Source organism: Cytophagales bacterium, from assembly GCA_019456305.1.
GTDB lineage: Bacteria > Bacteroidota > Bacteroidia > Cytophagales > VRUD01 > VRUD01.
The window spans coordinates 20,906-40,446 of the sequence record VRUD01000036.1 but is presented as its reverse complement, the minus strand read 5'-3'; the positions used below and the strand labels follow the sequence as shown (position 1 = coordinate 40,446).

The window sequence follows — 19,541 nt, the reverse complement described above, 5'->3', positions numbered from 1 at the left end:
AGGGCGTGAAGCTGATAAGATTAAATGAAGATGACGAAATAACTTCCGTTGCTAAAATAGAGGAAGTTAAAGGGGAGTCAGCCCCCCTAAATCCCCCCGAAGGGGGGACTTTGCCATCCCTTTTCCCACCCGGTAAAGAGGGAATAGAGGATATAGAGGAAATAAAAGAAATTGAGGAGGAAGAGGGGATAGAGAAAATAAAGGATATAGAGGAAACAAAGGAGATAAAAGATATAGGGCCCAAGGAGAAGCAAAAGAAGGGTAAAAAGAATAAGAAAAAATAAGATAAAAAATTTGTCTATTTCATTTAACAATCTTAAGTTTGCAAATTCAATTTACGATGGATAGTGTATTATTAAAAAATTATTTGTTGATGAAAAAGTTGGTAAAAAGTAGTTTGATAATTATCATATCTATACTCTCCTTCAATATTGTTTTTGCTCAAAATGAGTTTACTCAAAAAGATAGAGAAAAGATGGAAGAATTAGGAAATACGATGGTAGAGTTAAGAATAACGATGGAAAAGTTAATGGTAACAATGGAGCAAATGGAAAAACTATTTAATCAACGTTTACAACAAATGGAAAAACGAATTGATCAACGTTTTGAACAAATGGAAAAACGAATTGATCAACGTTTTCAACAAATAGAAAAAAGAATTGATTCTAATCAAACCTTTATGCTTTGGGGGTTTGGAATTTTATTTGGAGGAATTGCATTGATCTTATTTAGGAAGGAAATAAAGGGAATACAGGGAATAAGGAAATAAAGGGAATAGTAACCAGAAACCAGTAACCAGTAACCAGTTACCAGTAACCAGAACTAAACATTATGAACAAATTACAAATCAGCCAGTTGTACAAGATCATTGTTTCTTTTGCAGCAATCATTATTTTTTCCCTATGTTCAATTACGTTACTTTTTAGCCAGACAACATCGGGAGATATTACGAAATCTCAGCTTATTGAGAAAGTAGAAGCGGATCCGGGAGAAATAAAAATTTCTTACGAAAAGTGGCAATTACCAAATGGTCTTACATTGATCATGCACGAAGATCATTCTGATCCGATAGCGCTCGTACAGATCACATATCATGTAGGTTCGGCAAGGGAGGTACCAGGAAAGTCTGGTTTTGCTCATTTTTTTGAACACATGATGTTTCAGGGTTCAAAAAACGTTGCAGATGATGAGCATTTTAAGATTGTATCGGAATCCGGAGGAGCTAACAATGGATTTACAACAGATGACATGACGGTTTATTTTGAGATGATTCCGGGCAATCAGCTTGAAACGGCTTTATGGTTAGAGGCAGACAGGATGGGTTTACTGCTGGATTCTCTGACAAAGGAAAAATTTGAGATCCAGAGATCAACGGTAAAGAATGAAAAGCAACAAAATCAATTGGATCCGCCTTACGGGCTGCAGTGGGAAATTTTAGGTCAAACATTATATCCTGCCGGCCATCCTTATAGCTGGCCTGTGATCGGATATGTTGATGACCTGGACAGAGCTGAACTTGACGATGTAAAAAAGTTCTTTTTACGATGGTATGGTCCCAACAACGCGATATTGAACGTTGCCGGAGATATTGATCCAAAAGAAGTGCTGAAATTAACAGAAAAATATTTTGGCCCTATAAAAAGAGGGCCAGAGGTTGAAAAGCAAATGCCTAATGTTCCCAGAATACCTGTTGACAAATATGCAAATTCCATTGACGAAATTTTTATGCCCAGAACCTTGATGGTTTTTCCAACAGCGCCTTCATATCATCGCGATGAACCTGCATTAGAATTGCTTAGTGAAATAATGGGTGGTGGTAAAAGTTCTTTACTTTATAAAAATTTTGTAGATTCAGAAAAAGCGACTAACGCATTTATATTTAATAATAGCAAGGAATTATCAGGTGAATTTTGGTTGTATGTTACGGCATATAATCCAAGGATGGAAGGCGCTCTTTCCCTTAATGAAGTTGAGCAGCTTATGAAGAAAACAATAGATGATTTTGACAAAAAAGGCATCACAGATGATGAATTGCTCAGGGCAAAATCTATTTATACCTCTGGTTTAATTAGCGGTTTACAAAGCATTCTGAATAAATCATTTTTTCTCACACAATGGCATATGTATGATAAAAAATCATATAATATGAATGAAGAGATAAACAGGTACGAAAAAGTAACCAAAGAAGATGTTTTAAGGGTATTCAATAAATACATTAAAAACAAAAATGCAGCAATTGTTAACATACTACCCCCTAAACCTCCTAAACCAGGTGAAGAAAGGAAAAAATTTGAGAAAAAAAGCATTAATCCCTATAAAGATGTAAAATCTAAAGAAGACCCTCTCTTTGTTACCTTGAAATATGAACCTCCGGTTGATAATTTTGACAGGAGTACAAAACCAAAAGCAGGTGAATCAAAAGTTCCCGTAATTCCTGAATATTATAAAGTAAATTTTGATAACGGATTAAAGATCATAGGTACAAAAACGTCTGAGATACCAAAAATTAACATGATCATGGAAATTGAAGGCGGGCATTTACTGGAAGCAGGCAAAGGTACTAAACAAGGGGGAGCAAATTTTACCGCAATAATGATGGGAGAAGCAACCCAAAACTATACCTCTGAGCAATTCAGCGCAGCGCTTGACAGATTAGGCAGTGATATTTCATTTTTTGCAGGAACAGATAACACTACCATATTTATTGAATCACTCACCAAAAATATAGATGAAACATTAAAGCTGCTGGAAGAAAAGCTGCTCAGCCCTAATTTTACTCCCAAAGATTTTAAAAGGGAAAAGAAACAGCTTAAAGAAAGTATTAGAAATCAAAAGTATAGTGCAGGCCTTACAGCATTTAAATCTTTTAATAAATTATTATACGGCAAAACCATTTTGGGTTCTTTTTATACAGGTACTTCTAAATCTGTAGCATTAATTACATTAAATGATATCAACGAGTTTTACGAAAACTATTATTCACCTTCTGTTACAAAATTGGTTATTGTGGGCGATATATCCCAGGAAGAAATTATGCCAAAGCTTGATTTTCTGAAAAGCTGGAAGGCTAAAAAAGTTGCCGTTCCGGAATTTAAAAAAGAAGACTTCCCGGTTTCAGAACAAAATCAGATATACCTTATCCATAAGGAAGTAACTAAACAAACCCAGGTCCGCATTGGTTATTTATCTTTACCCTATGATTTTGCGGGAGATTATTATAAATGCAAGCTCATGAATTTTGCTTTAGGAGGCTCTTTTAATAGCAGGTTGAATTTGAATCTCAGAGAAAAAAAAGGTTTTACTTATGGTGCAAGATCGTATTTTTCAGGCTCAAATTATACAGGCCCTTTTGCTGTATCTACCAGCGTGAAATTTCGTGCTACAAAACGGACTGTTATAGAAATTATGAATGAACTACATAAATACGTAGATGAAGGTATAACTGATGAGGAGCTTGAATTTACAAAAAATTCTCTGTTAAATAGCCAGGTTTTAGATTATGAAACAATTTTTGATAAAGCCTTTTTCTTATTAGAAATATTAGAGCATGATCTGCCTGATGATTATCTGGATCAACAGAACAAAATTTTAAATAGCATAACAAAAGATGAGATCAATGCCCTTGCAAAAAAGTACCTTCAACCCGATAAAATGATCATTATGTTGGTAGGTGATCAATATTTAATCAAACACAGGATCAAAGATTTGGATTATGGTAAAATAAAAGTGCTGGATATTGACAATCTATAGGGCATCTCTAAAAACTACATATTTTTTAAAACACACCCCTTGCCCCTCTTGATAGAGGGGAATATATGGTGTAGTTTTTAGAGATGCCCTATAATAAATATACAACTGATGAAAAAAATAAAAACATTAACATTGCTGCTTTTAATATCAACAATCAATTATGCGCAAAAGCTAAATGTTGAAAATACATATCTTTCTATCAAAGAAAAAAATTGGGAGGATGCAAAAAAATATATTGATATTGCTTACGAGCATCCCACAACCTCTAATGACCCAAGAATGTGGTATTACAGAGGCTATACATACCTTGAAGTACATCAATATAAAGAGAAAAACCTGGATGATGAAGCGATTGAGAAATCAATCAGAAGCTACATAAAATGCTTAGAAACCGATGTGAAGAAAAAATACACAAAAAAAACAAAAGCTGAACTGATCAAGTACGCTTCTTTACATGCTTATAATAAAGCCGTATCAGCACAACAAAATAAAAACTATACAAAAGCGCTGGAGCTATACAAACTTATACTTGAAGTTGTGCCTTATGATACAGAAAACGATTTAAAACGCAACAACGTTTCAACTCAAACAATATGTTATAATTCATATCTGTGCACACAGGAATTAAAAGATTTTGAAAAAACCAAATTTTACCTCCAAAAATTGATGGATCTTAATTATAATGATCCTGACATATATATTGCAATGAGCGAAATTTATATGGCTGAGAAAGACACCGCCAATGCTCTGAAATACATAGAGCAGGGGAGGAAGAAATTTGAAGAGGATAAATTATTGATCAATGCTGAATTGAACCATTATATGACGATCGGAAAAGTTGACGTACTATTGAAAAAGCTTACTGATGCAATAAAAGCTAACCCTGAATATGCATTAATATATATTCACAGAGCAAAAGTTTACGAAAAAATTAACGAAATATCAAATGCTGAAGCTGATTATAAAAAAGTTATAGAAATTGACCCACTTAATTATGATGCTAATTATAACATCGGTGTAATGTATTATAACAATGGTTTTAAAATCAAAAATAAAGTAAATGCTATGGATTTACAGCAGTATCAAAAAAGAGGTAAACAATTAGAAGCACAGTGGAAAGAATATTATGAAAAGTCAATACCATATTTTGAAAAGTTATATAAAATAAAACAGGATGATAAATCAATTTTGCAAAACCTTAAAACTATCTATAATCAGCTACGAAGAAAAGAAGACGAAAAAAGAATAGATGAATTACTTAAACAATAGGGCGCCTCTAAAACTCAATTAATGATTTATATTATGAATACAAAAAAATTAACCACCATCTTCATTTTTTGCATTAGCTCTTTTTTGTTGTTTGCCCAGCAAAGCACAGTTACAATTGCCATTTTATACTTTAAAGATGGTGAATTAGACAAGGCAAAATCTGCAATAGATGAGGCATGTGTACATGAAAAAACATCATCAAAAGCTAAGACATGGTTTTATAAAGGCGATATCTATATGGATATTTATACCTCTGAAAATCCGGCATATAAAAACCTGGCTGATAACCCGGGAGAAATAGCACTTCAAGCTTATAAAAAATCTATTGAATTAGACGGATCCGGAGGTGATTATGCAGAAAATTCTAAAGATCATTTGATCAACCTTGCGAAAAATGCAGTTTATGTGGGAGCTGCACAATATCAGAATGCAGATTATTCAAAAGCCCTGATATCATTTATACTGGCGCAAAAAATTAACCCAAAAGATACAAACGCATATCTCTATGGCGCTTACGCCGCAGAGGAACTTAAAGATTATAAAAAAGCTAAAAGTTTTTATATCCATCTAAAGGACAATATCAACTATAAAGGCGCTGATGTATATATAAATTTAGCGCGTATTTTTGAAAATGCTGATAATGACAACGAAAAGGCTCTGCAAATCATCAAAGAGGGAAGGGTTTCGCAGCCTGATAACGGTGATCTGATGGCTGCAGAAGCCCACCTGTACCAGGTAACCGGCAAAATTGATGAAGCGATCATGAATCTGGAGAAACTCGTACAGAAAGAGCCTACAAACACAGATTTTCTGATCAACCTGGCATCCTTTTACGATACGAAAGGAGAAACTAATAAAGCAATTGAATATTATAAAAAAGCTATAAATATTAAACCAAACGACCTTGATGCCAATTATAGCCTTGCGGTGATGTTTTACAATAAAGGAGCTGAAATATACGAAAAAACCATGGACATGGACCTTGCTCAATACCAAAGAGAGGGTATGCAATTAGAAAACAAGGCGAATGGATATTTTAAGCAATCAATTCCATACTTTGAAAAATCGCATAATATTGATCCTAAAGATAAAACTACGCTTAATAATCTAAAGATGATATACAATTCTTTGAACATGAAGTCTGATGAGATGAGGATAGATCAAGCGCTGAAAAATGCAGGGAATTAAATTTTCAAGGGCTATATTGGATATTTTTTTTATAAAAAGCGGAACCAGTAGAGTAGGGGTTTCGCTTTTTTTGTGTTAGGTATCAAGTACGAGGTGTTCAATATGTAATTTAACATAATATAAATTATAAGACAAAAGGGTGCATTTGAGGTTTAGTGGTTATTTAACTGTATGTCTTTATTTGCAAAAGAACCAAAAAATCAAGGCTGTTTGAAAATTAGCTAAAATTGCCTGCGTTACACTAAAAAATTCAAGCCGCTGTGCTTCTCCGAATTTTTCTTAACGCTACACTCCGGCAATTTCTTAACGCCAATTTTCAAAAGGCCATTTTTATTGTATTTATCTGTTTACAGCGCAAAAGTAATTGCAAACTCCCTTCGGTCAGCCTGCCTGCCTGCCTGCCTGCCGACAGGTTTGCATTACCTTTGCTTTTGCTTAAAGGATTTTGGGTCAATTATTGGCAAATATGCAGTATGTAAGAATGTGCCTTTGAATTGAGAGAACATTATACCTCTCGTAGTGGATATGGCTATTGAGTTCAACATGAAAATTATTTCATCCGGGAATGATACTTGTTTTTTTTCTTTATCTATAAATTTATCAAAATTGGTAACTTCAAAATTACAACTGGTTGTTATAGCTCCAAGTTGGGTTTCTTTGTCATTTTTATCCGATACTTTAATGGATGTGACTACGAAAACAGACTTTTTATCAAAATTAATTCTGAGTTCAATGGAAATATCGAAATGAAAAGTAATTTTTTCCGGTAGTTGTTTTTTGGGTTGGTTAATCGTAGCATCTAACAGTTCCACCCCTTTTATCTGAAAGGAAATTTCTTGCTTTTTCTTGGTCTTCCCTTTTGTCATGCCTGATAGGATATTAAAGGTTCATATTGCCTTATTATTTTCTTTTGTCCTGTACTAAGCAGGCTTCCATAATAAAGCTGCCCATAATCAAAGGGGTCTTTAATTTCAGCATCTTCACTGATGGATAAATGAAATAAAATGACTTGCTCTTGAGGCTTTTCTTCAAGACGAACCAATTCAATACCTAAAACACGTTCAATATCCCAAAGAGTGTCAGTTGTGAAGTTATGTGTACCACTTAACCATTTTGTGATTTCAGAGGGCTGTTTATTTAAAGATTCAGCAAGGTCTTTCTGCTTCCAGCCCTTTGATTTTAAGGAATCATCAATTTTGGCTGCAAGCAGCATCCTTTTTTCAATTTTATCTGCTTCTTCCGGTGTAAGTTCCTGTAGAAAATCTTCTGAGATTTTGCTTGTATATGTTTCTGCTTTATTCATAATCTTCGGTGTTAAATTCTAAATTTCCTTCAAAATCCCTATAGTCATTTGTGTAATTTATTTCACCTTCTTTAATTCTTTCAGTTATTATTTTTGATATTTCTCTTAATAAATAGTTTTCTTCTTTTAGTTTTTCATCGTCTTGTAATACCTGAACTGATTTTTCGCCACCACCACCTATTATTACAAGCTGTTTAGCATATCTGATACAATATAAACGTAGGTTCCTGTCATCATCATATAAAGCACAAACACCATCCCCAGGTTTGCCTTCATTCAGTTTAAAAAATTGTTCTCTTGCTCCGGTTTTGCTTCCAATGACTTTAATACGTTGTAAAATGTCTTTTAGTTCACTTTTAAATGAATTTTTGTTTTCTTCCAAAAATACATCAAATAATGTTTTCTTCAAGTCCTCCATGTAAACAGAGTATATAGAAGCCTCTTCTCCACTGAAATTACTCAATTTTACCAGCTTATATTTCATCTACCCATAGGATTTGCAAAGATAATACATTTTACTTTAAAGTGAAAATCGTAAAAAATCGGATGTTATTTACTTTTAGTTAATATCTCCTCTTGTTCCTTCATTTCATTTATAAAATCGTTAATATTCTTATTGCCGTACCCAATCTAATATATTATTGTATTATCCATATTACAAAAATACAATTTTCAAATGTTATTTCCTGATTTGGCCCTTATTATAAAGTCCACTCCCCTACCCCCGCTTTCATTTACGAAAACCTCGTACCGGGCTTTCATACCTGCCTGCCGAAGTAAAACGTAGGCAGGAATTCCAGCTTAACAAGGTATTCTGCGTATTTAATTATCGTTTCCATTCAATAAACACTTAAAAATCAATTACGGCATAAATATACAGGTTTTTTTATCCCATTTCTTCGCCTGTTTGCCTATAAACTAAATGTTTTTTTCACGTGTTATTAACCGTTTATTGCAGTTTAATACCTCTATCAAACAACAACCATTCGGAGTATTAAATTTGAAAAAAAACATTTAGGGCAAAAGCGACTTAGAAATGGAAAAACCTGCTGCCCAACGCACAGCCAGCGGCTTATTAGCGGTTTCGCTATTTTGGAACTTTCCTTCCGCTATTGCATTATAGCCATCCTTGACTTTCTTCGGCTAATTTCTTTCCACGTTCCTCTCTTTCTTTTCGCGCTTCTTTTCTAACAGCTTTTGGTTTACGCTCCAATTCTTCAAACTCTTTCCGAATTTTGTTCCATTCTTCCATTCCAGGGAGTTTTCCGCGCACTTCATCACTCCTGTCATGCATCAAAGCTTGCTCAGAAATATTGCCGTGCAAACTTACAAGCTGCAATGCGAGCTCCTTATCGAATGGCATTTCTTCTATATTTTGCACGCGAATATGGTCATCATATCTTTTCATCGCGCCAGCGAATAATATTTCTCTAACCATTGCTTCACAAGCACTTCTCAAATAGTCAAGTGAAACACCTAATGCCTTCTCCTTTTCTTTTTCTCCTAATTCAGTATATCCTTCGACTGCCTCATCAGCATCCTTCTTCAAACTTACCAAATTGGACAACTTAGGATTCCGGTGATGCTCAATAACTCCAGGCGTCCCATCCAGCAGTTTCTTAATCCAATGTCCGAAAAACTCCACGGAGTTCTCGACTGCATGTCGAGCAAGCATGCTCATAAAAACGATGTCATGGGTTAAGATTATTACTTGCCGTTTCTTGGCTTCTTTTACCAACCGTTCAGCAATTACATCTTTCCTATCATGGTCCAAAGAGGTAACTGGGTCATCGAAAATAATTCCACAGTTGTTTTTATCCAACTGCACTTCACTCAGAAAGTCAGCAAGAGCACATACTTTTTGTTCACCTTCGCTTAACACTTCTGTTGGTTTGACGTTTTTAGCGAATCCCAATTGCAAACCAATAACCGTATCTCCATGTTCACCGTGCGATTCAATCTCAAGACCAACCTCACTATCCAGGTTCTTGCATTCTTTGTTAAATATTCTCGTAAATTCTTCGGTAACAATTTGATTAAAGAACTCCGTTCTTGTGCCAGTGTACATCGCTTTTGGAATTTTTGTAGCACTTGCCTTGTCATTCCATGATAACCAAGCAGCATATTGCAGTATTTGCTCCTGTATTTTGAGGGTTATCTTCTTATGCTGCAACTCCACGATTTTCCCTTTCAGTTTTTCAATGTCATCAGTTGGGTCTTTCAACTTTCCTTCTTCGTCCTTTTTGGCTGCAACCAGATTGTCAATAGTCTCCAAATTTAGCTCCGGTCCATGTTCATTGCTTATAGGTTCTAGTTTCCCAATCTCGTCATCCCAACTTTTAAATATTTCGCCCAGCTTTTCTATTCCAGTTCTTACCTCAGAAACAAATGCATCTTCCGTTTCCAACAGTATTTTTATTGCAGGTTGCTCATCATTTGTTTCAGGTAGCTTCAATCGAAGGGTTTGCAACACTTGTTGAAGTTCCGTGAGTTTTCCTAATGCGTTTCTCAACTCTGCCTCTGCTGTACTTCCCAAGAATGCCCAATAATCCTTAAACAGTTGTTTCTCCTTGTCTGTGAGCTCTTGGTGGCACAGCAAACAGTGCTCAAGTTCATTGTCATCGGCTTTCACCTGTTCCGCTTCGTATAACTTCTTCGCAGCAACAAGCAGACCTTTCCAATTCTCCGAACCAGTGGTTTCAAATATTCCATCATCGAACTTATCGACACCCAACTTCTCTACCAGCGTATTCTTATCAATAACCTCCTTGACGAGTCCGTTTACTACCGCTACATTCTCATCAGTAAGATGCTTCCACACCGTCTCTAGTGCTTGCTTATACCTTGTCAGCGTTTGCTGTTCCTCTGCGAAGGTCTTTTTCTTCGCTGGTACATCAAGTTTCCTCAATGCTTCGCGCTCCTCTTTGAGTTTTGCAATCTGTTCATCGCCATCTTCAGGAAAGGCCGTCAACTCCTTTATTTGTTCAACTGTAACCTCCGCTGTTAAGTCAAGCAACAATTTGGATACAATGCTGGTGGTATCTGCAAATGAGTTCTCCACGGGATTCTCTTTTTTAAGAGCATCTCTCTCTGTCTTTAGCTTTTCCTCGATAGCATATATGTATGAATTAACATGGTCAAACACCACGAGTTGACCAGGAGTAAAATGTACTGAGTTGGACCTATCAAGCCGAATAGGGACACTCTCTTTGTCAAATACAGCAAACCGCTTCAAGTCCCCTGCGCTTGCCCCGTTATCTACATACTGTACGGTGTTCCCGTCCTCGGTACCATCATCTATCACTATATCAGCTGTTGCAGGTTCAGTAGAGACATTTTCCTCTTTAAGGTTCGGATGAATTATACGCTTACCTCTCGAAAAACATGCATTTGCCATTAGCCTGCCATATCCTGACTTTCCACTACCGTTCCCGCCCCAAACCAATGTCAATTGCTTACCGAACTGCAAGCACTGGTCGTTTGGTATGGCATTGACGTTTTCACAGTTCTTTACTTCCTTCAAGTGGATAACATCCATTTCTGCATCTTCAGGAGGCACCAATCCGTTAAGGCTTAATTCCGGCAAATCCTCTTGTTCAGCCAAGTCATATTCCATCTTGAAATACTTAAAGGCCTCACCCAGTTCAGTATCCGTTAAATCACCGTTTTCCAAGCACTTCTTCCAGATATATTTTTCCCAATAAGGTCTTGATTCCGCCCATTGGATAATGGGATTCTGTTGCGGCTCCTCAACGGCCTCTGCTGCTACTTCAATTATTTCACTCATTATTACTCATATTTAACACCGAAAAAGGACCGTATCCGCAGACATTCTTCGGTAGACTTGTAAGATATTGATTCCTATTTCTATTTTTTTACTTTCCGCAACTTTTCTTTTTGCCAGCACCTATAAAACTCACTCTATTCTTTAGTTCAAAGCAATCAGTATTTGCCGAACTATTACACTTATTGCATAATGGAACTATCCACCATGAATCTTTTGACGTCTTGCTGCACTTCTTCACATGCGCCCCTACATCGGCATCTCTTTTACAACCTTTCGTGCTACACTTGTCTGCTGCTACTCGCGTAGCTTTTTCCCAATGTTTAAGGAAACTCGAACAGCCACACGTTGGCGCTGCAGCAGGTCGTTTTAAGTTTTTTACTTCTACTCCCATAATTCTTATTTTAGTCAGTAATTAAGACGACTCCTAATCCCTTTGGTTGCCTAAACAAATCTTCTCAAAAACTTCACCTTCCTGTGCCTGCTAATATATGGTATCTCTAATTCCTTCATCCTCATTTTCCCTCCTCAACCTTTAACTTCCTTTCTTTTCCACCACCAACAACGGCTCCCTGTACTTCTTATACAGATTAAACAAAAACTGCAACCGGCTCAATTCGTTTTCAAACGCTTTGCTGTGGTAGCATTGGTCAACCGCCTTGTCTAATTGCTGGTGCGCCTTTACCAATTCTTTAGGCATAGCAACCGGGTCATACAAATCCGCAAGCGACTGATCTTTGAATTTTTCCCGCACATTAAGCAGGTGCTTTACCTTCATTTCCACGCCCGACCGTTTTTGTGTTGGCACTTTTTCTGGCTAGGGATAGTTGTTATAGACAAGATTGTTAGAATACCTGTAATCGCTTTTCATCCTTCCACAAATTTGACGTACCCAAGCCATGTGCATGCTTGACATCAGCACTCCAAAATGAAATAGTGTAGCATTAGGAATTACGCTACAAGTGTTATTGACAATTTTATCTTTAGTCAAAAAAGCCATCGGGATAAATCTTCTGTGCTCAGAAGTAGTAAGGGGTATAAAAATATAGTTTGAAACCGGTTGCCTGATTTCTCCAAACAAATGCGGATAAGCAGCCAGCTTATTTGTAGCTTCTCTTTTGCTTTCTGACCGCAGTTTTTTCACATTATCTACGCGCTTTACAACCTCTTTAAGTTTTCGCCATTCGCTTGGCTTAGCACCATCAAGCCAAAGACACCACCGTTTTTCACCGCTCAAATATTCCTTTGCACTGATGAGGGGCTTTATGTATTGTTTAGCATTTAGTTCCATTTTCAAAAACTCTTTCTTTTCATCATCTGTAAATAGAAAGTTACCACCATCATTAGGCATACTACCAAACACAATATCCGGCACATCGCAAATCGGTTTGCTACGATTCACTATCACCAAATCATCAAAATCCACCAGAAAAGGATTAATGTTCTTAACTCTCATTTCCATTGCCTCAGACGAAGGTGTTTCATAATCGTACAGCAGTTTTTTATCCGTATCAGACAATGCAAACCCGATAATTACAACGTAAACCTGTGCCTTGCCTTTTGCCTGATTGTACCACTTGAAAGTTCGGTGCGCAAAGTGAATTTTAAGCCCCTTGCGGAACAGGTACGGCCACAATACACCTGTTTGCTCCCCTTGTGTAATGGAATTTGTAGAAACAAAAGCAACCTTTATACCGGTTCCGTTAATGTATTCCACCGCTTTCACATACCAGCAGCACACATAATCCAACAACCCGTAATTATTAATATCGGAGCAAACCCGTTTCATATCTTCATTCTGTGCTGTGTCCCTGTTCTTTTTTGCAATGAAAGGTGGATTCCCGAGAATGTAGCTCAATTCATCCTTGCTCACTATTTCGTTCCAATCCATATCCAGCGCATTGCCATGTATAATATGAGGCGACTTTTTTAGCGGTAATCTCACAAAATAATCACCGAATTCTTCGCCCATCTTAATGTTCATTTGGTGGTCAACAAGCCACATAGCAGTTTCTGCTATCCGGGTTGGAAATTCTTCAATCTCAATTCCATAAAAGGCATCAACATCAATAAGGGTTAAATGCTCCAAATCAAAAACCGCAGTTGCATGCTTACCTTCCAGCTTGAAAATCTCTTTTAAAACAAGCATTTCAAGCAGTCTAATTTCCCGGTAAGCGATAATTAAGAAATTTCCGCAACCACAGGCAGGGTCAAAGAATTTCAGATTAGCAAGTTTGCGATGAAACCCGGTCAGTTGTTTTTTCTTATCCCTTCTCAGTCCTTTTATCTTCTCAAACTCTTCATATAATTCATCTAAAAACAAACCTTTAACAGCTTTCATTATGTTTTGCTCAGAAGTATAATGCGCTCCAAGATTTTTTCTCTTGCCCTTATCCATTACTGATTGAAACATGGAACCGAAAATAGCGGGAGAAATTTGCGACCAATCAAAATAGCAACAATCCAAAAGGATTTTCCGCATCTTACTGTCAAATGCTGGTGCGCGCAAATTCTCTTTAAACAAATCACCGTTCACATAAGGAAATGAGTTAAGTGTTTCATCTAAATTCTTTTGTCTTTTGGTTTCAAGTGTATCAAGTATTTGGAATAAATGATTTAACCTTGCTCCTAAATCAGACCCATCTTCACGGGTAAGTTCTTCAATAAAAAAAGTGAACTGATCTTTGGGTTGGAAAATTCCTGTATCATCAGCGAACAAGCAAAATAAAGTCCGTACAAGAAAAATTTCTAATTCGTGACCTATATAGCCATTATCATAAAGAGAGTCATGCAGCTTACCCATAAGTTCTGCTGCTCTTATATTCACCGGGTCTTCATCTCTATATTCCCGTTTCTCATACCCTGAGATGAATCCAAATAGTTCTATTTTCTTATGTAAGTCCTTTAAATTAAACTCAACATCTGTATCATCTTCAAGATCATGTAAGCGAATACGGTCAAAATCTGAAACAAGTATGTACTTTGGTAAATCTTCATCAGCAATACCATTCAAATATTCAACAGCTTGTGTATAAGCTTTGTCAAGATCCTCGCCTTTGCTCTTATGCTCAACAATCAATTGTTTTTTCCAGAACAAATCAATAAACCCTCGTTTATCTCCTAACCGTTTTACAGGTTCTTCATAAGTCCCCAATCTTCTCCTGCTAACACCAAAAACCTCAAAGAAATCATTCCAAAAGCTTTGTGCTTCAGCTCTTTCATTCTCAACATCTTCCCATTCTTTAGCAAAATGAATAGCTCTGCTTTTTATTTCTCTTTGATTCAATTTAATAGCCATAACGTCAGAGATAAAATATAACTTACAAAAATACAAATTCGTAAAACAAAAAACCCCTCAAAAAGAGGGGTTCTTTACATGGCTCGAAAAAAGAGTTCGTTTTTCTGTCATGCTTTTTGTACCCACGCAATGCAATCAATTGCCCAAACAAGTTGGGCAAATCATTGCGCCACCGCTCATAACAAAAAGTCCGCCAGAAAACCTATTGCCGGCAAGTGAAAGAGGTAAGTAAGATAAAACAAGAAAAAGTAACCGCTCTGCGAGCGGTTTTAGGTTTCCCCCCTAAAAAAAATAAATAAAACCCTGCGCGCAGAGCCAAGCTATATTAACATAATGCAATTATATTATAGGACAAAAGGCGACTCAGAAATAAAAAAATCTGCAAGAACTCTTTATAGGTTCACAATCCAGTTGCAAACAGAGGTTAATTGTTCATCATTGGTGAGATTCGCAGCATTATTTAAGCTTCCATCTTGTAATTGCTTATAAATTTCTGAAGCCATACTGTTTTCAATAGCGGCACCGATAAAGAATATTTTAGGTTTTAACCCAAAGCTATTAAAACCTTCCCTGATCCTATCTAACGCTGAATTTGCTGTTTTCCAATGCTCATCAGCGCCTGCAGGATCAATACCCCCTTTTAATTCACCGAGAGCAATATATTTTTCACCAAAATGAATAATCGAATCTTTCCCTTTCGTAATTTCTTCAATGTTGGCATTTAAAATGCAGAGATCAATATTCTTTCCTACAACAGGAATAGTTTTATTCATAATTAAGAGTTTGTCTCTTCCTCTTTTATTCCAACAAAGACCTTTTATTCTATTCTCCACTCCTGTATCGTCCTTTGGCTTTTCTAACCATGAATTTGAATCTTTATCTTTCCAGTAGTATTCAACTCCTGATATAGTGAAAACAGACAATAATGACCTAAGAAATTTTCTCTCTCCTAAAGAACCGGCTAAATTCCTCGCTTTTCCTCCTAAGGCATCACCTTTGATCAGTAAGTATCTATAAATGAGTTCATCTACAAAACTATCACCTGCCGGCTCAAGAAATTTTTCAATTAATCCTTTAATGGCAGTTATCTTATCCTCTTCTGTCAGATAATTTAAAGATTTATCGGACAAACCGGAAGCTGTTAACAAACCCGTTCCAAGATCAGTGACATCTAACAAATCTTTTGGATATTTTACTTTGCCTGCTAATGCTTTAAGTGCTTTTGCTTCTTCGATATAGGGAACAGCCAGATAATTTTTTTCTAAAGCAAGGGATATGAAACCTGCCCTGGTTTTTTCTCTGGATGTTACTAAATCCGTTGCACTATTTATTGAACTGTCATTAATTATTTTTTCTGCCATAGATATACACATTTGCGTATTTCAGTTCGCCCGTAATTTCCCATTTGCTGGCTACTGTTGCCTTTGCCTTTGGGTAGAACAAAAATTTTATTGATGTTAAAACCGAAGTTTCCCGCAAACTCCGATAATATTAAGTCAACGGGGATTTCCTCGCCTCCATAGCGAACATTGTCGTTTACCATTACGCAATAACCACCACTTTTCGTTATTCTTGCCATTTCATAGATAACAAAACAAAGTTCAAGGAAGTAGTTTTTAACCATCCTCGGAATGTTGTTGTTATTTAGTTTTCCAAGTTTATTCAACTCATCGAGCACAGAATTAACTTCTGACATAGCTTCTGAATTGTTGTAAACATTCAGTACCTTTTCAAAAATTCCCGGTCTTTGAATTGATTCATAAAATTTATTTAAATAATCAATTTTTTCTTTGTTCTCAACTGTACAAGAGAGCATTGTTTGCCTAATGTCACGTACAAATTCGTGGTCACAGCCGAGATAAATCAACTCTAAAGCATACGTCCTGGTATAATCATAACGATTACAATATGGAGGTGAAGTAATGATAAAATCAAAATAATTATCTTCAAGTTTTGGCAATTCTTCAAGACATGAACCATGAGTAATGTTCACCGGGAAGTTTTGATGTCCGTTACTCTCAAAAGAATCAAATAGCAAATTGGTTTTGTTTGCTGATAAGTCACTGACAATTTGATTAAGCTTATGATTGAGAGCTTCCTTAAAAGTCAAGATTCTTCCTTTGTTAAACGGTTTACCTGAAAGTTCTCTTTTTGAGCGGGAATCCCATCGCAAATATTGTCCATCTTTTCTTGTATAGCTGATCTCTTCAAGCATAGCAAAAGCTGTAAATCGTAAAATAGTTTGTATTTTCTCATCCTTTATGCTGGAGCAAAAGGTTAAATACTTATTTAAAAATAGCTCCGTATCGTCCGGGAAAGCGTCTTTAGTTATTGTAATATGGTTGATGTGTGTATCATAGCTGTCAAGTTTATTTAGATCTGTCCAGATATTTTTTACGTTTTTTTTGAGCTTTTCCTTATCAATACCGTTAATGGCTTCTCTGACCTGCATAACGAAAGCGCCAACCGGTAAAAGTTCAATGCCATAAGATTGCCAGCCCATCTCCTGTCCTGCAAACAAAGTTGTTCCAACCCCTGCAAAAGGGTCTAATATTTTTCCGGGTTTGGATGAATATTCTGAAAGGAAATATTTAACAAGACTAGAAGAAAACCCCTCTTTATATTTAAACCAACGATAAATAGGTATATCTTTATTAGCTTGAAAACTTACTACCTTACGATTTAAATGATAGGCAGTTTCCAGCCTATCTTCTAATCGGTTGTAAAGTCTTTGTCGTTCAGTGGGAAATATTTCTGCTTCTTTTAGCATCTTACAAAGTTAAAAAAACAAAAGATATTCGCATAGATACTTCCTTGTTTTTTATTCACAAAATGAAACTAAAACTTAAGTGTGGAAAGAGGTAAGAAAGATAAAAACAAGAAAGAGTAACCGCTCTTTGAGCGGTTTTAGGTTTCCCCCCTAAAAAAAAATAAATAAAACCCTGCGCGCAAAGCTAAGCTATATTAACATAATGCAATTATATTATACGACAAAAAGGCTGGTTAATAATCAAGTTATTCGTTTGGTCAGCTATAATTTATGTTATGTCTCTTCCCTGTGCTTCGCCTTCGGTAAATATCCGCACGGATTTATTGTCTTTTTGACCACGCACAGGTTTTTATATTTTCCCCAGCCTTATATCCTGGCTTGATAGGTAAATAACTCATGGTATCTGCCTTTTAGGTCAATCAGCTCATCATGAGTGCCTCTTTCTTTGATTTCTCCTTGTTCAACAACAAGGATTTGGTCTGCTTTTCGAATGGTGCTTAACCGGTGAGCTATTACAAAAGTTGTTCTTCCTTTCATTAGCCCTGATAGACTTTGCTGGATCATAGCTTCACTTTCCGTATCTAAGTTTGAGGTGGCTTCATCTAAGATCAAAATTTTAGGGTCTGCTAATAATGCCCTTGCTATAGCAATTCGTTGCCTTTGGCCTCCGGAAAGTTTTACTCCCCTCTCTCCTATTACCGTTTCCAATCCATCTTCAAACCTATTTGTAAATTCATCAACATAAGCAGCCTTGACGGCTGCTTGTATATCTTCATCTGTAGAATCAGGCCGGGGAAAGATGATATTTTCCCGGATAGTTCCATCAAACAGAAATTCATCCTGAAGAACGACTCCCAGGTTTTTTCTATAACTACTAAGGGTTACATGAGCAAGGTCATTCCCATCAATAGTTACCACACCCTCATTAGGAATCAAAAAGGAAGAAACCAAACCGGCTATGGTGCTTTTTCCTGAACCTGAAGAACCGACCAGGGCCGTAACCGAACCACCCGGAGCATCTATAGTGACTTTATTTAACACTTCTTTAGCCTCTTCGTAAGCAAACGATACATTTTCAAATCGTATATCTCCTTTTAGCGCTGCAAGCTCAATAGTACGCTCTGCATCATCATGTTCAGATTCCATGTTCATCAATTCTTCTGTCCTGTCTAATCCGGCAAACCCTTCTGTCAATTGACTCCCAATGTTGCTCATTAGTACAATGGGGGCTATCATAAATCCCAGGTAAAGAGTAAAGGCCAAAAAATCCCCGAAAGTTAAGTCATCATTGATCATCATATAACCACCGATACCCATGATTCCGGTGGAGGCAAGACCTAACAAAAATGTTGATGAACTGGTAACCAGCGCTGTGGAGGTTAAACTTTTTTTAACGTTATTAAACAGTTTTTCCACTCCTGCCTCAAACGTTTTGATCTCCTGTTTCTCCGCATTAAACCCTTTTATTACTCTGATTCCGTTTAATGTTTCTGTTAATCTTCCGGTTACCTCTGCGTTGATCTTTCCACGTTCCCGGAAAATCGGACGAATAAATCCAAATGCCTTTAATGCTACTAACCCAAATATAACGACCGGAACAAGCACATAGGCTGTCATGGCCGGACTGATCTTGATTAAAAGGAACAAGGAGATCACAGATGTTAACGTACCGCCAATCATCTGAACCAATCCTGTTCCAACCAGGTTTCGCACGCCTTCCACATCTGTCATTATTCGTGAGACCAACTCCCCGGACTTGCTGTTATCAAAGAAGTTAATGGGTAAGTTCAATACTTTTTTTTGAACTTTTACTCTGAGTTGAGCTATAAGGTGTTGTGCTTCTACACTAAGTAACCGGGTTAATGCAAATGACGTTATTGCCTGGATAATTATTGCAGATGCTACCCACAATATGATATTATATAGCATATCAAAATCCTTATTAACAATAACATCGTCCATAAGATATTTTGATGCACCCGGAAGTATGAGACTAGCCAAACGACTAATTACTATTAATATCAAACCAACAAAGAGCAACTTCCTCCGTGGCCAGACTATCGTTTTAAAAACACTTCCTATGGTTACTTTATTCTTGCTCATTTCTTTTGAAACTTTGAAACCACTAATTACACGAATTACACTAATTTAATTAGTATAATTCTTAATTAGTGTAATT

Annotated in this window: 11 protein-coding genes and 1 pseudogene; 4 read left to right on the top strand and 8 right to left on the bottom strand. The window is 36.5% G+C overall.

Annotation, left to right across the window (positions count from 1 at the left end; genetic code table 11):
• Positions 1–373 precede the first annotated feature (373 nt).
• From FVQ77_09385 to FVQ77_09370, 4 genes are all read left to right on the top strand, one after another.
• A complete protein-coding gene (locus FVQ77_09385; protein ID MBW8050534.1) occupies positions 374–769 on the top strand; it encodes a hypothetical protein in 396 nt (131 codons plus the stop codon).
• A gap of 62 nt (positions 770–831) precedes the next feature.
• Positions 832–3,750 (top strand): insulinase family protein, encoded by a 2,919-nt coding sequence (locus FVQ77_09380; protein ID MBW8050533.1) that lies wholly within the window; start codon positions 832–834, stop codon positions 3,748–3,750.
• Between the two features lie 108 nt (positions 3,751–3,858).
• Positions 3,859–5,019 carry a hypothetical protein gene (locus FVQ77_09375; protein ID MBW8050532.1) on the top strand — a complete coding sequence of 387 codons (1,161 nt, stop codon included), beginning with the start codon at positions 3,859–3,861 and terminating at the stop codon, positions 5,017–5,019.
• 21 nt (positions 5,020–5,040) lie between these two features.
• Positions 5,041–6,207 (top strand): tetratricopeptide repeat protein, encoded by a 1,167-nt coding sequence (locus FVQ77_09370; protein ID MBW8050531.1) that lies wholly within the window; start codon positions 5,041–5,043, stop codon positions 6,205–6,207.
• Positions 6,208–6,626: 419 nt separating this feature from the next.
• Here the strand turns inward: FVQ77_09370 and FVQ77_09365 are convergent, their stop codons facing one another.
• From FVQ77_09365 to FVQ77_09330, 8 genes and pseudogenes are all read right to left on the bottom strand, one after another.
• Complete coding sequence (locus FVQ77_09365) at positions 6,627–7,073, bottom strand: hypothetical protein (protein ID MBW8050530.1); 447 nt, start codon at positions 7,071–7,073, stop codon at positions 6,627–6,629.
• Positions 7,070–7,510 carry a helix-turn-helix transcriptional regulator gene (locus FVQ77_09360; protein ID MBW8050529.1) on the bottom strand — a complete coding sequence of 147 codons (441 nt, stop codon included), beginning with the start codon at positions 7,508–7,510 and terminating at the stop codon, positions 7,070–7,072. Before FVQ77_09360 ends, FVQ77_09365 begins: the two co-directional genes overlap by 4 nt.
• Positions 7,503–7,994 (bottom strand): hypothetical protein, encoded by a 492-nt coding sequence (locus FVQ77_09355; GenBank protein ID MBW8050528.1) that lies wholly within the window; start codon positions 7,992–7,994, stop codon positions 7,503–7,505. The genes FVQ77_09360 and FVQ77_09355 overlap by 8 nt, the downstream gene beginning before the upstream one ends.
• A gap of 633 nt (positions 7,995–8,627) precedes the next feature.
• Complete coding sequence (locus FVQ77_09350) at positions 8,628–11,297, bottom strand: AAA family ATPase (GenBank protein MBW8050527.1); 2,670 nt, start codon at positions 11,295–11,297, stop codon at positions 8,628–8,630.
• Positions 11,298–11,829: 532 nt separating this feature from the next.
• Positions 11,830–14,586: pseudogene (locus FVQ77_09345) on the bottom strand (class I SAM-dependent DNA methyltransferase).
• A 398-nt stretch (positions 14,587–14,984) separates the two neighbouring features.
• On the bottom strand, positions 14,985–15,965 hold the full coding sequence (locus FVQ77_09340) for a restriction endonuclease (GenBank protein ID MBW8050526.1): 981 nt from the start codon (positions 15,963–15,965) through the stop codon (positions 14,985–14,987).
• Positions 15,938–17,362, bottom strand: coding sequence for a site-specific DNA-methyltransferase (locus tag FVQ77_09335; protein MBW8050525.1), 1,425 nt, complete (start codon positions 17,360–17,362; stop codon positions 15,938–15,940). The genes FVQ77_09340 and FVQ77_09335 overlap by 28 nt, the downstream gene beginning before the upstream one ends.
• Positions 17,363–17,728: 366 nt before the next feature.
• Complete coding sequence (locus FVQ77_09330) at positions 17,729–19,465, bottom strand: ABC transporter ATP-binding protein (protein MBW8050524.1); 1,737 nt, start codon at positions 19,463–19,465, stop codon at positions 17,729–17,731.
• Positions 19,466–19,541: the final 76 nt, after the last annotated feature.